Source organism: Mesorhizobium sp. M1066, assembly GCF_040318635.1.
Taxonomy (GTDB): domain Bacteria; phylum Pseudomonadota; class Alphaproteobacteria; order Rhizobiales; family Rhizobiaceae; genus Mesorhizobium.
Window position 1 is genome coordinate 83,750 of the sequence record NZ_JAMYMR010000002.1, and the last position, 16,288, is coordinate 100,037.

17 protein-coding genes and 1 tRNA gene are annotated in these 16,288 nt (G+C 63.3%); 3 read left to right on the forward strand and 15 right to left on the reverse strand.

Going from position 1 to position 16,288, the window contains the following annotated elements:
- Positions 1–40: 40 nt before the first annotated feature.
- The 13 genes from NKH52_RS03340 to NKH52_RS03400 form a co-directional block, all read right to left on the reverse strand.
- Positions 41–1,471: an FAD-binding oxidoreductase gene (locus tag NKH52_RS03340; protein ID WP_352728239.1), complete on the reverse strand. Its 1,431-nt coding sequence runs from the start codon at positions 1,469–1,471 to the stop codon at positions 41–43.
- A 32-nt stretch (positions 1,472–1,503) separates the two neighbouring features.
- Positions 1,504–2,268 (reverse strand): amino acid ABC transporter ATP-binding protein, encoded by a 765-nt coding sequence (locus NKH52_RS03345; RefSeq protein ID WP_352728237.1) that lies wholly within the window; start codon positions 2,266–2,268, stop codon positions 1,504–1,506.
- 11 nt (positions 2,269–2,279) lie between these two features.
- Positions 2,280–3,359 (reverse strand): amino acid ABC transporter permease, encoded by a 1,080-nt coding sequence (locus tag NKH52_RS03350; protein ID WP_352728235.1) that lies wholly within the window; start codon positions 3,357–3,359, stop codon positions 2,280–2,282.
- Between the two features lie 3 nt (positions 3,360–3,362).
- Positions 3,363–4,526 carry an ABC transporter permease subunit gene (locus NKH52_RS03355; protein WP_352728233.1) on the reverse strand — a complete coding sequence of 388 codons (1,164 nt, stop codon included), beginning with the start codon at positions 4,524–4,526 and terminating at the stop codon, positions 3,363–3,365.
- Between the two features lie 82 nt (positions 4,527–4,608).
- Entirely contained in the window at positions 4,609–5,643 is a 1,035-nt protein-coding gene (locus NKH52_RS03360; RefSeq protein ID WP_352728231.1) for an amino acid ABC transporter substrate-binding protein, read from the reverse strand.
- A gap of 86 nt (positions 5,644–5,729) precedes the next feature.
- Positions 5,730–6,680: a LysR substrate-binding domain-containing protein gene (locus NKH52_RS03365; protein ID WP_023810154.1), complete on the reverse strand. Its 951-nt coding sequence runs from the start codon at positions 6,678–6,680 to the stop codon at positions 5,730–5,732.
- A 96-nt stretch (positions 6,681–6,776) separates the two neighbouring features.
- A complete protein-coding gene (locus NKH52_RS03370; protein ID WP_352728229.1) occupies positions 6,777–7,526 on the reverse strand; it encodes an SDR family NAD(P)-dependent oxidoreductase in 750 nt (249 codons plus the stop codon).
- A gap of 11 nt (positions 7,527–7,537) precedes the next feature.
- Complete coding sequence (locus tag NKH52_RS03375) at positions 7,538–8,248, reverse strand: SDR family oxidoreductase (RefSeq protein WP_127290674.1); 711 nt, start codon at positions 8,246–8,248, stop codon at positions 7,538–7,540.
- A 289-nt stretch (positions 8,249–8,537) separates the two neighbouring features.
- A complete protein-coding gene (locus NKH52_RS03380; RefSeq protein ID WP_164761873.1) occupies positions 8,538–9,326 on the reverse strand; it encodes a FadR/GntR family transcriptional regulator in 789 nt (262 codons plus the stop codon).
- A 50-nt stretch (positions 9,327–9,376) separates the two neighbouring features.
- Positions 9,377–9,724, reverse strand: a complete 348-nt coding sequence (locus tag NKH52_RS03385) for a RidA family protein (protein WP_023810158.1) — start codon at positions 9,722–9,724, stop codon at positions 9,377–9,379.
- 31 nt (positions 9,725–9,755) lie between these two features.
- On the reverse strand, positions 9,756–10,562 hold the full coding sequence (locus NKH52_RS03390; RefSeq protein ID WP_352728227.1) for an SDR family NAD(P)-dependent oxidoreductase: 807 nt from the start codon (positions 10,560–10,562) through the stop codon (positions 9,756–9,758).
- The gene (locus NKH52_RS03395) at positions 10,555–11,367 is read right to left on the reverse strand and encodes a shikimate dehydrogenase family protein (RefSeq protein ID WP_352966535.1); all 813 of its coding nucleotides are present in this window, start codon (positions 11,365–11,367) and stop codon (positions 10,555–10,557) included. The genes NKH52_RS03390 and NKH52_RS03395 overlap by 8 nt, the downstream gene beginning before the upstream one ends.
- A gap of 5 nt (positions 11,368–11,372) precedes the next feature.
- A complete protein-coding gene (locus tag NKH52_RS03400; RefSeq protein WP_352728223.1) occupies positions 11,373–12,263 on the reverse strand; it encodes a 2-hydroxy-3-oxopropionate reductase in 891 nt (296 codons plus the stop codon).
- A gap of 110 nt (positions 12,264–12,373) precedes the next feature.
- Between NKH52_RS03400 and NKH52_RS03405 the strand changes: the two genes are divergently transcribed.
- Together NKH52_RS03405 and NKH52_RS03410 are read left to right on the forward strand one after the other, a co-directional pair.
- Entirely contained in the window at positions 12,374–13,138 is a 765-nt protein-coding gene (locus NKH52_RS03405) for an HpcH/HpaI aldolase family protein (protein WP_023810162.1), read from the forward strand.
- A gap of 15 nt (positions 13,139–13,153) precedes the next feature.
- Positions 13,154–14,371, forward strand: coding sequence for an NAD(P)/FAD-dependent oxidoreductase (locus NKH52_RS03410; RefSeq protein ID WP_352728221.1), 1,218 nt, complete (start codon positions 13,154–13,156; stop codon positions 14,369–14,371).
- Positions 14,372–14,515: 144 nt separating this feature from the next.
- On the opposite strand, the gene NKH52_RS03415 is transcribed toward NKH52_RS03410, so the two are convergent.
- Positions 14,516–14,959, reverse strand: a complete 444-nt coding sequence (locus tag NKH52_RS03415) for an alcohol dehydrogenase catalytic domain-containing protein (protein WP_352728357.1) — start codon at positions 14,957–14,959, stop codon at positions 14,516–14,518.
- Positions 14,911–15,000, reverse strand: a tRNA-Ser gene (locus tag NKH52_RS03420). The genes NKH52_RS03415 and NKH52_RS03420 overlap by 49 nt, the downstream gene beginning before the upstream one ends.
- A gap of 361 nt (positions 15,001–15,361) precedes the next feature.
- Between NKH52_RS03420 and NKH52_RS03425 the strand changes: the two genes are divergently transcribed.
- Complete coding sequence (locus NKH52_RS03425; RefSeq protein WP_352728219.1) at positions 15,362–16,066, forward strand: hypothetical protein; 705 nt, start codon at positions 15,362–15,364, stop codon at positions 16,064–16,066.
- The last annotated feature ends 222 nt before the right edge of the window (positions 16,067–16,288 follow it).

The window sequence follows — 16,288 nt, forward strand, 5'->3', positions numbered from 1 at the left end:
GTGCACGCAGGCGGTTCGGGGCGAAATCAAGAAATGCCGTCTATTCGAAAGTTTTTCTTTGCCGAGCAGCGTGCACCAGCACGCCCGGATTCATCGTTCCCCGTGGATCGAATGCATCCTTGAGCCGCGCCATGAGTTCGCGCTCCAACGGACTGCGGTTTCGGTCGGCCGTGGCGATCTTGGCGCGGCCAAGTCCATGCTCGGCCGCGAAACTGCCGCCCATTTCCGTGGCGAGCGACGATAGCGCCTCGGCGAACCGCCCGGCCTTGCCGTCAAAGCCGGCGCGGCCTTCCGGCGGCGACAGATTGTAGTGGATGTTGCCGTCGCCGAGATGCCCGAATGGGTTTATCCGCACGCCGGGAAGAATGTCGTCGCAGATCTCTGCGCCGGCCTCGACGAAACGGGCGATAGCGCCCGGAGGCACCGAGATGTCGTGCTTCAGCTGCTCGCCTTCCAGCCTCTGTCCTTCCGGCTGCTCCTCTCGCAGCCGCCAGAATTGTGCGCGATGCGCGCCCGTCGCCGCCAATGCTCCGTCCCGCACCAGGCCTTGCTCCATCCCCCACTCCAGCGCCGAAGCCAGTATCTCGTCGAGTGGAACGCGGGGGGCGCCCGATGCCAGTTCGACCAGCACATAGACCTCGCCGCGTGCCTCCAACTGGTAGGCTAGGTCGGGCAGGTGTTTGAGGGCCAGTCCCAGCCCGATGTCGGAGAAGAACTCGAGGCCGGTCAGGAATTCCGCCGCCTCGCCCCGCAGAAAGGTGCCGAACGAAACCGCGGCAGCGAAATCGGGCATGACGACAAGCGCGCTCGCCTGCCGCCGTGGCATCGGGTAGAGCCGCAGGATCGCGCGCGTCACGATGCCAAGCGTTCCTTCCGCGCCGCAATAGAGCTTGCGCAACTGGTAGCCTGCATTGTCCTTCTGCACCGCGCGCAGCCCGTTCCATATCGCCCCGTCAGGGGTCACGACCTCCAGGCCAAGCACGAGGTCTTGCATCATGCCATACCGGAATGCCTGGCTGCCGCCGGCATTGGTGCCGACCAGGCCGCCGATCCTGGCGCTGCCTTCCGCGCCGAGATGCATCGGAAACATCAGGCCGTGCGGTTCCAGCGCCTCGTGCAGCGCGGCAAGCACGGCCCCCGCCTCGATGAGGATCGAGCCGCTGTCCAAGTCCGGTTTGCCGATCGCCGTCATGCGCGAAAGCGAAACGATCACCGCATCCGGCCGATCCGCGACGGCGCCGCCGCAAAGCCCGGTGTTGCCGCCTTGCGGCACGACCGCCAGTCCGGCCGCGTGGCATGCCTTTACGACACTGGCCACTTCGGAGGTGTCCGCAGGCCTGGCCACGCCCAGAGCCGCGACGCCGTAGCGATCGAGCCAATCGCGCTGATAGGGCCTGGCATCGCTGCCCGAAAGCCAGCCTTTCGGTCCGAGTATCTCGCGCAAGGCGGTGACGGGATCAGTCACGGACATGGCTGCGGCCTGACACGGGATCGTTGCATCGATCAGTGACCAAGCACTTGCGACAGGAACTGCCGCGTGCGCTCGTTGCGGGAGGAGGTGAAGAATTCATCGGGAGGCGCCTGTTCGACGATCTCGCCTCCATCCATGAAAATCACCCGGTCGGCAACCCGGCGCGCAAAACCCATCTCATGCGTGACGCAGATCATTGTCATGCCTTCGGAGGCGAGCGTGACTATGACGTCGAGCACTTCCGCGATCATTTCCGGGTCGAGCGCAGAGGTCGGCTCATCGAACAGCATGATCTCGGGCTGCATGCAAAGGGCACGCGCTATCGCGACCCGCTGTTGCTGGCCGCCGGACAACTGAGCGGGATACTTCATCGCCTGTTCGGGAATGGGTACCTTCTCCAGATAGCGCCGGGCGGTCGCCTCGGCTTCCGCGCGCGGCACCTTGCGCACGATCATGGGCGCGAGCATGCAGTTCTCCAGCACCGTCATGTGTGGAAACAGGTTGAAGTGCTGGAACACCATGCCGACTTCCCGCCTGATCCCGTCGATGTTGCCGACATCGTCGTTGAGCTCGGTGCCGAGCACGGTGATCCGGCCGCCATTGTGCTGCTCCAGACGGTTGATGCAGCGGATCATGGTGGACTTGCCGGAGCCGGACGGGCCGCAGACGACGATCCTCTCGCCGCGATCCACGGACAAGCTCACCTTTCGCAGCGCCTGGAATGTCCCGTAATATTTGTCGAGATTTTCGATCAGCACCGCGGGGCCGCTGGATCGGGGCGAGCTTCCTGAAATCACGTAAACGCCCCCTATCGTTCGCCGACCGACATACGGCGCTCGAGAAAAGCGCCATAGCGAGACAGGCTGAACACGAAGATGAAGTAGATGAAGGCGATGAAGGCATAGACCTCGACATAGGCGAAGCGCCACTCGCCGGTGCCGTAGGCGGCATTGCCGGAGGCCAGGATCTCGAAGAAGCCGACGATGATCACCAGCGAGGTTTCCTTGAACGAGATCACGAACTGGTTGATCGTCGCCGGCAGCGCATTGCGCATGGCCTGCGGTAGAAGAATGCGGCCGACGCGCTGCCAATAGCGCATGCCAAGCGCCATGGCTGCCTCTTCTTGCCCACTGGGAACGCCCTGCATCCCACCTCTGACGATCTCCGCCTGGTAGGCGGAAAAAAACAGGGCCGAGCCCAGGATCACCCGGTACAGCTTGTCGCCCACCAGCCATTGCGGCAGTGCGAACGGCAGCACGATGGCGAAGGTGAACAGGATCGAGATCAGAGGCAATGAACGCACCCCGTCGATGATGAGGCCGGTGGTGCGGGAAATCCATGGCAGGCCGGAGCGGCGCAACAGCGCCAGGCAGATCGCCAGCGGGAAGCCGATCAGGCAGGTGGTCACGAAGATGAACAGGGTCAGCGCCAGTCCGCCCCAGGCCTCCTCGCCGACATAGGGCAGACCAAGCACGCCGCCCTTCATCAGCACGTAGAAAAGCGCCGTTCCGGCTCCCCATACGAGGGCGATGCGGCGACCCGTCCAGAAGGCTGGAATGCAACTTAGCACCGTCATGACCACGACGGTCAGGCAAGCCAGGGCCGACCGCCACTGCTCGTCATAGGGATAGAGGCCGAACAGGATGATGCGCCATCGCGCGGCAATGACCGACCAGCAGGCTCCCGCCGCCGCCTGACAGGCTTCGGGTCCGCCGCTCGTCGTGAAGACGGCCGAGAAAACCGCCCAATTCAGGAGCTTCCAGGCCAGGAAGACCATGATCGCCAGGGAAGCCAGCGACAGCAATGCCTGCAGGGGTGTCGCAAAGAAGCGCCGCCTCAGATCCTCGATCTTTCCAAGGGCAGGAGGGGCGACAACGACCATTTCCATCCCTCACCCCCTCAACTGGTTGCCCTTGAGGGCGATTGCTTTGTTGATGCGGTTGAAGATGGCGGCGAGGCTGAGATTGATGAAGAGGAAGCCAGCCATCAGGATGCCGATCGCTTCGATTGTCTGGCCGGAATGGTTGATCGTCAGCGCCACGATCATGAAGAAATCCGTGAAGCCCACCGCAATGCCCATTGTGGTCGCCTTCATCAGCCAGACATACTGGTTGGCGAGGATTGGCAGCATGGCGCGTAGTGCCAGCGGCAGCCGCACCAGCATGAAGACCCGCCACGGGCCGAGGCCCAGGGAAAGAGCCGCCTCGACCTGGCCCTTGCCGACAGCCTTGAACCCGCCGCGCACGATCTCGGCGATGTAGGAGCCGCCATAGATGGCGATCGCGATGGCCAGTGTCGCAAACTCCGGCGGAATGCGCAGGCCGCCTCTCAGATTGAGACCTTGCAGCGCCGGGAAATCGAGCAGCGGCAAGTCGGCCAGGCGGCCGGCCACCAGAACGACGGCCGCGCAGGCAAGTGCCGCCGCCGCGCCGGCAAGCTGGATGCCGCCACGCTGGCCGACCGGCAGGCTGAGGCGCGATGTCCTGCCCAGCCAGATCGGCAGCGCGATGGCGGCAATCACAGCCAATGTCGCCGCAGCGAGCGCGGCGCTGCTGACATTGGGGAACGGGATGTAAAGCCCCCGGCTGGTGAGGAGAAAGCCCCATCCCTCATGCGCGGCGCGCGGCGTCGGCAGATGGGTGATGACGGCATACCAGAAAAAAACCTGGAGGATCAGCGGGATGTTTCGGAAGATGTCCACATAGGTGCGGCCGAGCAGCCGGGCCAATTCGTTCGAGGATGTCCGCGCCAGGCCGACGATCGTTCCCACGATCGTCGCCAGCGTCAGGCCGACGGTTCCCAGAAACAGCGTATTGGTGATCCCGATGAGGAAGTACCACCAATAAGGGTCGTTCGCCGTGGCGGGCAGCAGCGAGAAGTTCAGGTCCCAGCCCGTCGACTTGAACAGGAAGTCGAATCCGGAGGTGATCCCCTGCGCCGCCAGGTTCTGTCTGGCGATCGCAATGCCGGCAAGCACCACCGCGGCGATCGAGCCGACATACAGGACCTGCAACAGTGCGTTGCGGACTTTTTGATTTCTCAGCAGGCTGACCATTCAGAAATCCTTCCCGAATTGCCGCGCGGTCCCGCCCGATGTGAGCCGGGCGGGACCTGGAGCGGGATGCGTTCAGAACGGATCAATCGACAACCAGCGGGAACAGGACACCGCCATTGTTCCACAAATTGGTCAGTTCGCGATCCATCTTGTAGGGCGAGTCCTTGCCGAGATCGCGATCGAAGATTTCGCCGTAGTTGCCGACGTTCTTGATCACCTTGTAGGCCCAGTCGTCGGAGAGCCCGAGACCTTTGCCCATGCCTGGCGTGACGCCGAGGAATTTGGCGACCTGCGGTGAGGTCGGCTTGGCCTTTATCTCGTCGACGTTCTTCGAGGTGATACCTTCCTGCTCGGCAAAGATCAGCGTGCTCAGCGTCCAGTTGGCGATGTCGACCCAGTTGTCGTCGCCTTGCCGCATGATCATGACTTCAGGCTCGACGGCGAGCACGTCGGGCAGGATGACGTGGTCGTCGACCTTGCTCTTGGCGATGCGCGCAATGGCCAGTGTCGGACCCCACTGCGCATAAAGATCGCAGCGTCCCGAGAAATAGGCCTGCTCGAGCTCCTCGGTCTTCTCGATGAGCACCGGTTCGAGCTTGATGCCGAGCTTGGCCGTATAGGCAGCGACCTGCTGTTCCTGCGAGGTGCCGGCGGGAATGCAGATCGTGCCGCCTGCGGCATCCTTGAGCGACTTGAGGTTCAGCTCCTTGTGCGCCATCACCTTGGTGGTCCCGAGATAGTAGGACATGGAGAACTGCAGCCCAAGTTCGGTGTCGCGGCTGAGCGTGCCGCCCGAGGCCTTGATGATGATGTCGACATCGCCGGACTGCAAGGCCGGCCAGCGCTGGGCCCAGCTGATCGGAACGACCTTCAGCTTCGCCGGGTCGCCGAGGACGGCCGCGGCCACCGCCTTGCAGAGGTCGATGTCCATGCCCTTCCAGTTGCCCTTGTCGTCCACCTCGGCGAAGCCGAGATAGGAGCCGTCATGGCCGGTGCAGTTCAGCATGCCGCGTGCCTTGACGGTTTCGAGCGTCTTGCCGCCGGCGGCTTCCGCCGGCGCCGCAAAATGTACGAGGCCAAGGGCCAGGGCCGAAGCCCCCCATTTCATCATTTTCATGTTCCGTCTCCACTGTTGAGGTTGTTTGGTTTCTTGTTGTTGGAGGCCCGAAAAGCGTCTTTCAGGCCTCGGTCTCGAAGCCGCTTCTAGTCGGAAAGCGGGGCCGGTTTCGGTAACGAGGAAATCGTGAGGTCGCCGCGCCAGTCCTGCTGAGCCAGCCATCGGTGAAGTGCGGCGACCGCCTTCACGCGCAGATGTCCGCGCGGGACGACAAGATAGAAGCCCGGGACTTCCTCCGGTTTCATATCGGCAATGGCATCGCGGCCGATCGGCGCGACCAGCGTGCCCGCCCGGAAATCTTCCTCGGCGTCGATGACGGAAACCAAGCCCACACCTATGCCTTGCAAGGTCGCCCGGCGCATGGTCGCGGCGTCGTCGAAGCTGATGCTGCGGTCGCCATCCGTCAGCTCCACGCCAAGGTGGCGCAATATGTCCGGCCACAGACGTTTCGACTTGACGGTGTCGAGCAACGTGAACTGTGTCAGATCATGCGCCGACTTGATCCTTTCGCCGATCGCCGGCGTGCAGCAGATGATCTTCGGATCCGGCACCAGCAACGTGGTTTCATAGTCGGACCAGTTGCCGTAGCCCCACTGGACCGTCATATCGATATCGTCGCGCCCGAAATCGGGCAGGTCGACCATCGTCGTCAGGCGCAGATCCGCGCCCGGCAAGATTTCCCGGAACAACGAAAGCCGCGGCAGGAGATAGTGCGTGGCGAAGTATGGGCTCGCATTCAGGTTGATGCGGTCCCGATAGTTCGACTTGGTGACGCGGCGAACGCCTTCGGCAAACTCGTTGAAGCCGGCTTTGACATAGTGCGACAGAAGAATGGCCGACTCGGTCAGTTCGATCGACCGGCCCTTGCGCTCGAACAGCGTTACCTGGAGCGTATCCTCCAGAAGCTTGATCTGCTGTCCAACGGCCTGCGGCGTGACCAGCAATTCATCCGCCGCCTGCCGAAAGCTCTTGTGCTGCGCGACCGCGTGGAACACGCGCAGAGCATTCAGCGAGGGAAGGCGCAGCTTGCCGGTCATCGAAAATTCCGTTCCTTTCCCTGCTTGTGGCCCGGTCGGTCATGCACTGCCTCGGTCATGCACTGCCAGAGTTCAGTCGCCCGCGGCGAAAGAGGCTTAGGCGTATATGTAACCACCTGAAACAATTACGTTTTCACCAGTCATGTAAGTATTCTTGGGGCTGCCCGTCATCAGCACCCATTCGGCAATTTCCTTTGGCTCGGCACCGCGGCCGAGCGGGCTCGCCTTGGCCAGTTCCTCCAGGAAGCCGAGCGCTTTTGCCTTCTCCGTCGCCATGCCGGCCGGCGCCACCGAATTCACCAGAATGCCGTCCTTCGCCACGTAATGAGCAAAGGATCGGGTAAGGCTGACGACGGCGGCCTTGGTCGCCGCATAGTGAGCGTTCTGCGGATGCGCCTTGAAGGCGTCGACCGAGGTCAGGTTCACGATCCGCCCGCGGACGTGGCTCTTCGGCTCCTGCGATTGCATGTGGCGAACCGCCGCCACCATCATGTGGTAGGTGCCCTTGATGTTGATGCCGTTGGAGGCATCCCAGTCGGCGTCGGTGATTTCGAGGAGCGGGCGGCGAGGGTAGATCGCGGCGCAATTGATCAGCGTGTCGACGCGCCCGAGTTTCGAAACGATCGCCTCGAATGCGGCGTGGCACTGTGGGCCTACCTGGATGTCGCAAAGGGCGGTCGCGGTAGGCAGTCCGCTGGCCTTCGCGGTCGCCAGCGCGGACTCGGCGGCTTCCTGGTTGATGTCGATGATGCCGATCTTTGCTGCTCCGGCCTCGACAGCCATCTCGGCTAAGAGGGCACCGAGGCCGGCACCACCGCCAACGATCAGAACGGAAAGATCTTTCATCCCAGTTTTCCTTACTTGGTACCGCTTGGCGAGGTCGGCCAAGTCGGCATGATGTCGAAACGGGTAACGTCGGCCCATGCGGGAAGCCCAAGCACAGCGACGACCATCCTGGCCACGTCATCCGGTTGCACCACTTTGCTGGCGTACATGGCTGCGCGCGCGTTGGCGTCGAGGATGTCCTGGTAGAGCTGCGTCTCGACACGGCCGGCAACGATCTCGGTGACGCGTACGCCTGATGGGGAGAGGTCGGCGCGCAGCGCTGCTGCAAAGCCTGATATCGCCGCCTTGGTCGCTGAATAGACGGCAATGTTGGAGTATGCCGCGTGGCCCGCTGTGGAGCCGGTGAACAATACATGCCCGGACTGCCGCTCGCGCATTTGCGGGACGACGAGGCGCGTGAGCAGGATTGCCGCGCTGAGGTTCACCTCGAGCGTGGTGTCGATGTCAGCGATCTTCATATCGGCGAAGTTGCCGAGCGGCGGCATGACCCCGGCATTGTTGATCAGCACGTCGATGGTGAGATCCGCCAGGGCCGCTTCCAGGGCCTCGCGGTCGGTGACGTCGACGGCAATCGGCACGATGCCGGACCGCTGTGCCTGCAGCTCCTTGAGCGCGGCCTGGCTGCGTCCGACCGCATAGACGTCGTAGCCGGCGTCGCTCAGCGCGATCGCTATGGCCCGCCCTATGCCGCTCGTCGCACCGGTGATGAAGGCTGTCGTCACGTGGACTTTCCTGATTGTCTGTTTTCAGTTTGCGGCCCGGGCCGATGCCGCGAAACCAAGAAAACCAGCAAAAAGGAAAGATAAACTTTCGAAAATTTCGAACGCCTCCAAACCTCCTTGGGGTGCTCGTATAACCGCAGCAGCCGAAAACCCAAGGAAACGCTGGCAAGCTGGCGCCTTCAGCCCTTGGGAAACCCGCGCAGCCGGTGACGGAACAAAAAACACGGCTTTCGCAACGGATGTCTAATTTTCGGCCCAGGCGCGCCGATGCGATCGAATTCGCGAGGCCTCATCCGCCTGTCGAGACAGGCCTTTTCATGTCGGTGAAAAGTGAGGCCGCCGCCGCCTTCTGCTCGGCTTCGATTGCCTCCACGCCAGAGGCTCGGGCCAGGGCGCGCACCCGCCCGAGGCTGTTGTGCAGGTGCTTGCGCATGGCCTGGCGGGCGGCGCGGCCATCCTGCCTTTCGATGGCGTCGACGATCGTCTTATGTTCGCTGTGTATGCGCGCGTAGTAGCTGTCCTTGAGTTCGGGCGTGACCAGATAGCCGAGCTGGAAGCGCGGCACGATCATCGGCCCGAGATAGCTTAGGAAACCGTGGATGAATTCATTTCGTGCCGCCTTGGCGATCGCCAGGTGGAAATCATAGTCGTAGTGGATCTGGACGACGGCGGGATCGGCCTGCTGGGCGTCGACCTGTTCCATCAAGGTGCGGATCGCGCTGGCTTCCGCATCGGTGCGCCGTTCCGCGCACAATCCCGCCGACTCCACCTCGACGCTCAACCTCAGCTCGAGCAGCGCAATGGTTTCCGGCAAGGTCCTGAGCGCTTCGTCCGGTATCGAGAAGTTGCGCGGCGCCGGCGTCTCGCTGACGAACATGCCGCGCCCCTGCTGCGGCACCACCAGGCCTTCGGAACGTAGTCGCGCCACAGCTTCCCGCACCACGGTGCGGCTGACATCGTACTCGGCGCAAAGCTCCGCCTCTGTCGGCAATTGCGCGCCGGGCAGCAGCTGTCCGGAACGAATCTTCTCGGACAGGCTCTCCGCCACGACGGTGGAAAGCGGCTTGCGCTTCGTCATCAGTCTCCCTCTCGCCAGATTCGGGATGATGCCCGAACCGGCAGGACCATTCAAACCGCCGCGGTGACGATCAGTTCGACCAGCATTCCGGGCTTCGCCATCCGTCCTTCGCCCGATGAGCGCGCCGGTGCGTGCTCCCCGGGCATCCAGGCGTCCCACACCGCGTTGACTTCGTCGAAATCCCTGATGTCGTCCAGCCACATCTGCACATGAAGGATGCGGGTCTTGTCCGTGCCCGCCTTGCCAAGCAGCGCATCGATCTTGCCGAGCACCTCGCGCATCTGGTCGGCCGCGGACTGGCCGGGCCTCGCGACCTGGCCGGTGAGGTAGAGCGTGCCGTTATGGATGACGCCGTGGTGGATGCGGGTATCGAAGTCGAAGCGCTGGATGTCGCTCATTGGCCGGATATTGCTCACTGGATTATCCTTGTCAGATAGCCGGCGTTTGCCGGATGGGATTTCCCTGCAGATATTGTGCGTAAGGCGCCTGAACCAGCCAGCCGGCGTCGACCGGCAAGGTGACGCCGGTAATCGAAGCGGCGCGCTCCGAGCAGAGGAACAATGCCGCCTCGGCGACATCGCGCGGCTCGACGAAGCGTCGCAGTGCCGTGGAGGCCTGTATGGCTTCGGGGTTGCGTTCACCCCTGGCGATCTTGGTCTTCAAACCATCGGAAAGTGTATAGCCGGGCGCGACCGCATTGACGCGAACGCCATGCGGGCCGAGTTCGGCGGCGAGGATCTGGGTCAGGGCCAGGACCGCATGCTTTCCCGGCGTGTAGGCCGGCAGCGACAGCGGCGCGAAAGAGGCGAGCGAGCCGACATTCAGGATCGCACCTCGCCGGGCGGCCGACATCAGCCGGCCAAACACCTGGCACCCCAACAGCGTGCCGCGATAATTCACCCGCCACATCTTCTCGTCCTCGTCCAGATCCTGATCAAGGACGTACTTGCCGCTCTGCAAGATGCCGGCGCAGTTGACGACGACGTGAGGCGTGCCGAACCCGTCGCTGACAATCCGTGCCAGAGCCTCGACTGAGCCGCTATCTGCGACATCTGTCTGGACAAACAGCGCACGCGGCGCGCCTGCCGCCTGGCAGGAGCCGGCCGCCTCATTGCCCCTCGTCGCATCCCGGCCGGAGACGACCACATGATAACCGTCTTCGGCGAAGCGCTGCGCGATAGCGCGTCCGATGCCGGACGTGCCGCCGATGACGACGGCAGTCGGTGTCTCAGCCATGGCCGCGGTCCTTGCCTTCGATGTCGAAGAATTCGGACATCGCCCGGACCTGGAAATCCATCATCGGGCGTCCCGGTTGAACGCGGCAGCCGATCCCCTTGGCCGCCCGCAGCAGAGCGGTTTCCGCAGGCTCCATGATGATGTCCACGACCGTCATATCCGGGGTCAGCCGGCTGACGTCAAGCGGCAGCGGATCGCCGGCATGCATGCCGACAGGTGTGGCGTTGATCGCCATATGCATGCCGGAAGGCTCGGCCTCTCCGACCTGGATGCGGCATTTCGCGAACGCGCGGCCAACCAGCGCCGCCAGTTTCCCGGCACGCGCCGTATCGATGTCGGTAAGGCGGATTTCGTCGGCGCCGGCTTCCGCGAGACAATAGGCGAGGGCGCCCCGGGCCCCGCCGGCACCGACTTGAAGAATGCGGCGGCCGGCGATCTGATGTCCGTTTGCCTTGAGCGCATCGATGAAGCCGACGCCGTCGAAATTGTCGGCATACCAGCTGCCATCCGGCAGCCGTCGCACCGAGTTGGCGCTTTCCACCCGCGCGGCGCGGTCATGCGCGGCGGAGCATTTGTGGTAGACCGCAACCTTGTACGGCACCGAAATGATCACGCCCCTGATATTCTCGGCTGCCGTGATGCCGGCCCAGAAGGTCTCGAAATCCTCCGGGCGGCAGCTCAAGGGCACCATGAGGCTGTCGAGGCCCTTCTGCTCGAAGATCTCGTTGAATATGCCGGGGCTCTTGGCATGGGCCACGGGATGGGCCAGCATCACGAAGATCTCGGCCTTGCCGGTTCCGCGCATCGGTTTTACTCCTTTTCTTTTGACAGTTCGTGGCCGCTGAGGATCTCCAGCGCCCCGACGAGAGACGAGTGATCGGCCTCGGCGCCGCCTGGATGGCCCGAACAGGCATTCATCAGTTGCTGCGCCATGGCGGTGTTCGGCAGCGCCACGCCAAGAACGCGGGCACTGTCAAGCGCCAGGTTGAGATCCTTCTGGTGGAGCTTGATGCGGAAGCCTGGGGCGAAGGTCCGGTCGATCATGCGCTGGCCATGCACTTCCAGGACGCGGGAAGCGGCGAAGCCACCCATCAGGGCGCCGCGCACCTTCGTCGGGTCGCACCCGGCCTTGCTGGCGAAGACAAGCGCTTCGGCCACGGCCTCGATGTTGAGCGCGACGATGATCTGGTTGGCGATCTTGCAGGTCTGCCCGGCGCCATTCTGCTCGCCGATCGAAGTGACGTTCTTGCCGAGTGTCTCAAAGATCGGCAGCGCCCGCTCGAACTCGGCGGCCGGGCCGCCGACCATGATGGTGAGGCTTGCCGCCTTGGCGCCGACCTCGCCGCCCGAGACCGGGGCGTCGAGGTAACCGGCTCCCTTCTCTCGCAGTTTCGCCGCGAACGCCGCCGTGGCGATGGGGCTGATCGAGCTCATGTCGACGACCAGCTTGCCGGCTGACAGTCCTTCCAGGACGCCGTCCTCGCCCAACAGGACGCGTTCGACGTCAGGCGTGTCGGGCAGCATGGTGATGATGATCTCGGACCGCCGTGCCACTTCGGCGGCGGACGCGACGACCGATGCGGTCAGGCCCTGCGGTAGAGGGGAGCGATTGAGAACGGTGACGATCTCATGCCCGGCATCGGCCAGGTGGCGCGCCATCGGTGCTCCCATGACGCCAAGCCCGATGAACCCGATCCTCATTCTCCAGCTCCCATTCGAAAGTCCGCACATCCCATCTTGCACCGTTTTGTAGCCATATGATATAGGACATCATACAAATTTCAATCCAGATGATTGGAGATGATCGCAAGATGCAAGAACGCCTCAACACGCTGAAAGCTGCCACAGCGGCTGGCCAGGCTCACATCGGCATCTGGTGCTCGCTGGCTTCGGCGCTCACCACGGAGATCGTCGCCGGCTCCGGAGCCGATTGGGTGCTCATCGACGGCGAACACAGCCCCAACCATCTGCGCAGCATCATGGCGCAGCTTCAGGTGATGGGCGGCTTCGACAGCGAGGCTGTCGTCAGGCTGCCCTCCGACGATCCCAATCTGATCAAGCAGGCGCTGGATATCGGCGCACGCAGCCTGATGATCCCCAATGTACGGACCGCCGATCAGGCCCGCGCCATCGTCGCGGCCATGACCTATGCGCCCGGCGGATTTCGCGGCTTCTCGGTCGGTCACCGCGCCAACGCCTTCGGCCGCATCGCCGGCTACCACGCCAAGGCGCGTGAGCAGCAGCTTCTCGCCGTGCAGATTGAGGATGAATTGGGCGTGGCGAATGCCGCCGAGATCGCGGCGGTCGACGGCGTCGACGTTCTCTTCGTCGGTCCCGGCGATCTTTCCACCAATATGGGCGCGATGGGCAATCCCGGCGCGGCACATGTCCAGGAGGCAATCTCGTCCGTGCGTCAGGCCGCAACGGCGGCAGGCAAGGCAAGCGGCATCCTGGCGCCGGCAAAGGCCGATGCCGACCGCTACCTTGCCGAAGGCTTCACCATGGTTGCCGTCGGTTCGGACCTTGGCCTTCTTGCGCGGGGCTCGGATGCCCTGATCGCTTTGTTCAACCAGTAGCTTGAAGTCGGAGCCATGGCGATCCCACCTTACAAAGCGCCATCGCGCAACGCCTACGACATCGTCATCGTCGGCGGAGCGGTTGTCGGCTCGTCCACGGCCTACTGGCTGAGCCAGGCGCTGGGCAGCGGTGCCTCGATCCTCGTGGTCGAGCGCGATAGCAGTTACGAGTTTTCATCGACAGCGCTGTCCACCAGCGCGATCCGGCAGCAATATTCCAATCCGATCAATGTGAAGATCAGCCAGTTCGGCATCGAGGTCATCCGCACCTTCCAGGAGCGCATGGCACCCTTCTACAAGGACGAGCCGGCGCCCGATCTCGGCTTTCGTGAGCACGGCTATCTCTACTGCTGCTCCCCGGACGGCATCGAAGCGGCCCGCGAGCGCGTCGACCTGCAGCGAAGTCTCGGGGCTCACACTGTCTTCCTCGAGCCGGGCCCGCTGAAGGATCGCTTTCCCTGGCTCAACGTGGATGATCTCGGCGGCGGTTCCTGGGGGGCCCGGGAAGAGGGCTGGTTCGATTCCATGGGGCTGATGAACGGTTTCCGCCGAGCCGCCCGCGCCAGCGGTGTCGAGTATATCGACAATGCCGTGACGGAGCTTGGCATCGCCAACGGGCGGGTCGTCTCGGTGCGCCTCGCGACCGGCCAGACGATCGCCTGCGGAACATTGGTCAACGCCGCGGGTCCGCGCGCGCAACAGGTCGCAGCCATGGCCGGCCTGTCGATCCCGGTCGCGCCGTACAAGCGCTACAGCTTCGTCTTCGCCAGCGCCAATCCGATCCCTGGCCGGATGCCTAACGTCATCGACCTTTCCGGTACATTCGTGCGCCCGGAAGGCGAGCTTTTTCTCACCGGCAACACCCCGCAGGGCGACGGGCCAGCCGGCTACGACGACTTCGAAATGCAGTATGAAGAGTTCGACGACTACATCTGGCCGGCACTCTGGCACCGCATTCCGTCTTTCGACGCACTCAAGGTCCAGACCAGTTGGACCGGCCACTACGAGTACAACATGCTCGACCACAACGGCATCGTCGGCTTCCACCCGCAGGTGACCAATTTCATGTTTGCCAACGGCTTCTCGGGGCACGGGCTGCAACAGTCGCCAGCCGTGGGCCGGGGAGTTTCAGAACTCATCGTTCACGGGGCTTTCCAGACGCTCGATCTGTCGCCGTTCTGTTACGAGCGCATAGAGCGCAACGAGCCGTTCCTCGAGGAAGCGGTGATCTAGGGCGAGATGATCGACCGTTTTGCTGCCATTCTCCGGTATTCGGCCCGGCATTTGTCGAATGAAATTGCATCTCAGTGGAGACGGTCGTGCAAACTGCTCGCCAAGTTCAGAATATGACAGCACCGGGGCAACACTATCACACCTTCAGCACAAGCGCCCCGGTTGTCCTCCTGGCCTCGAGATCGCGATGAGCGTCGGCAGCCTGCGCCAGTAGGCGCCGACCGGCGGGCATGCATAGGCAATGCGGTCGCCGACTGAAAAGCCTGAAACCTCCGGGCCGACCGCTGCGATGAGACCGGCGGCTTCCATGCCCGGAACGCCCGGCGGCTGCAGGAGGTCGAAATCCGGTCCTGCAATAGACGTCGATGAAATTGACCCCAATGATTGTGTGACGGATCTGGACCTCGCTACGCGATGGCTGCGCCAAGCCGATCTCCGCAAGCTGCAGAACGTCGGGTCCTCCGTGGCGCTCGACGAGGATTGCCTTGGTCCGTGTGCCCTGGGCGCCGGCTCCAGGCAACTCCGGCTGGGGTGCAAGTTGGCGGAGAGAGCGGGATTCGAACCCGCGTTACGGTCTCCCGTAAACACACTTTCCAGGCGTGCGCCTTCAACCACTCGGCCACCTCTCCGTCCATGCATGTCACGTCGGCCGGTTTTGCCGCGCGGGTTGGGGAGATGCACCTCCCTTGGGGCAAGGCGGAACTTCCGCCATCGGCGTCGCCAACCAGCAAACGCCTTCCCCGGCACCTGAGCCGTCGAAGCAACAGGCGCGGGGCTCATCTAGTCGATCCGGCGCCGAATGCCAAGCCATAACGGCAGTCTATTCGCTTTGCCGGCCACACAGTGTTTCGCAAGGCCGCCGGCATGCCCATTTTTGCGGGCGGCGGCGCTGCAATGGTGTGCACAGGCAGGACCGCGGGGCCGGCCGCCCTTGACTTCCCCCGGAGTTGCCTGTCGGGTGCCGAGGCTTTGCGGGGGCATTGTGCGGACATGACATCGAGCAATGGACAGACGCCAGTCAGGCGGCCGGACAGCGGGCTGTCCTTCGTGCCGGTGGGCTGGCTTGTCTTCGTCATGGCGTGGTCGGTCTACGGCCTGATCTCCGTCTGGCCCGCGGTCGGAGCCACCGGCCTGCCAGACAGCGTGTTTTACCTTATCTATGGCGGGCTCGTCATCGATATCGTCACCATCCTGTGGGGGCTTTACCTGCTCGGCCTCGCCTTCGGCCGCTCGGCCCGCTTCCCGCGACGGTTCATCATCTGGCAGGTCGCCACAATCGTCTGGCTGGTGACCTGGCAGGCCTGTGCACTGACGATTTCGGATTTCGTCTTTTCGGGCCAGGCGCTTGCCATCATGGCTGCTCAAATCGCCATCGGCGTTCTCTGCATCTATCTGCTGCGCCGTGGATCCGAAGCCGATGCCGTTTATGTCAATCCGGAAACCGAAAGCCCATCGGCCTTCGTCTCGGTCATCGCCGCGCTGCTCGGCATCGTCCTGGGCGCGGTCATCGGCGCCGTGGGCGGATTCGCCATCGGCTCGGTGACCGCTGATGCCACCGAGATGAGCTGTTTCGAGGGCGCCTGCGGCTATTTTGCCGTGTTCACCGGCCTGGCCGGCCTCGTGATCAGCGCCATTGGCGGCGGCATTTTCGCCGTCTGGCGTGTCCATCGGCGCAAAAGGAAGCCGGCCGCATAATTCGCGCAGAGCAAGGAATCCGGGTTCACCCGGTCTTTAAAGACTTCGCCGGCACGTCGGTTTGCAAGGCACCAAACGCAAAAACCCGCCTGTGCGGCGGGTCGTCGGCGCAAGTCAGCACCATGCCGATTGTTAGCATAGCTGCCCTCACATGTCAATGAAAAGCCACCCGACCGACTGTCGTGCGGGCTTCTGTTGACCTGAGTTTGGAGTCTGCAAATT

What these genes read in the sequence shown, in the direction of transcription:
- NKH52_RS03360 (WP_352728231.1), bottom strand. Translation starts at nt 5,643, where the DNA reads ATGAAAATGATGAAATGGGGGGCTTCGGCCCTGGCCCTTGGCCTCGTA.
- NKH52_RS03400 (WP_352728223.1), bottom strand. Translation starts at nt 12,263, where the DNA reads ATGAGGATCGGGTTCATCGGGCTTGGCGTCATGGGAGCACCGATGGCG.
- NKH52_RS03395 (WP_352966535.1), bottom strand. Translation starts at nt 11,367, where the DNA reads ATGCGCGGAACCGGCAAGGCCGAGATCTTCGTGATGCTGGCCCATCCC.
- NKH52_RS03405 (WP_023810162.1), top strand. Translation starts at nt 12,374, where the DNA reads ATGCAAGAACGCCTCAACACGCTGAAAGCTGCCACAGCGGCTGGCCAG.
- NKH52_RS03380 (WP_164761873.1), bottom strand. Translation starts at nt 9,326, where the DNA reads ATGACGAAGCGCAAGCCGCTTTCCACCGTCGTGGCGGAGAGCCTGTCC.
- NKH52_RS03365 (WP_023810154.1), bottom strand. Translation starts at nt 6,680, where the DNA reads ATGACCGGCAAGCTGCGCCTTCCCTCGCTGAATGCTCTGCGCGTGTTC.
- NKH52_RS03390 (WP_352728227.1), bottom strand. Translation starts at nt 10,562, where the DNA reads ATGGCTGAGACACCGACTGCCGTCGTCATCGGCGGCACGTCCGGCATC.
- NKH52_RS03340 (WP_352728239.1), bottom strand. Translation starts at nt 1,471, where the DNA reads ATGTCCGTGACTGATCCCGTCACCGCCTTGCGCGAGATACTCGGACCG.
- NKH52_RS03350 (WP_352728235.1), bottom strand. Translation starts at nt 3,359, where the DNA reads ATGGAAATGGTCGTTGTCGCCCCTCCTGCCCTTGGAAAGATCGAGGAT.
- NKH52_RS03385 (WP_023810158.1), bottom strand. Translation starts at nt 9,724, where the DNA reads ATGAGCGACATCCAGCGCTTCGACTTCGATACCCGCATCCACCACGGC.
- NKH52_RS03355 (WP_352728233.1), bottom strand. Translation starts at nt 4,526, where the DNA reads ATGGTCAGCCTGCTGAGAAATCAAAAAGTCCGCAACGCACTGTTGCAG.
- NKH52_RS03425 (WP_352728219.1), top strand. Translation starts at nt 15,362, where the DNA reads ATGACATCGAGCAATGGACAGACGCCAGTCAGGCGGCCGGACAGCGGG.
- NKH52_RS03370 (WP_352728229.1), bottom strand. Translation starts at nt 7,526, where the DNA reads ATGAAAGATCTTTCCGTTCTGATCGTTGGCGGTGGTGCCGGCCTCGGT.
- NKH52_RS03410 (WP_352728221.1), top strand. Translation starts at nt 13,154, where the DNA reads ATGGCGATCCCACCTTACAAAGCGCCATCGCGCAACGCCTACGACATC.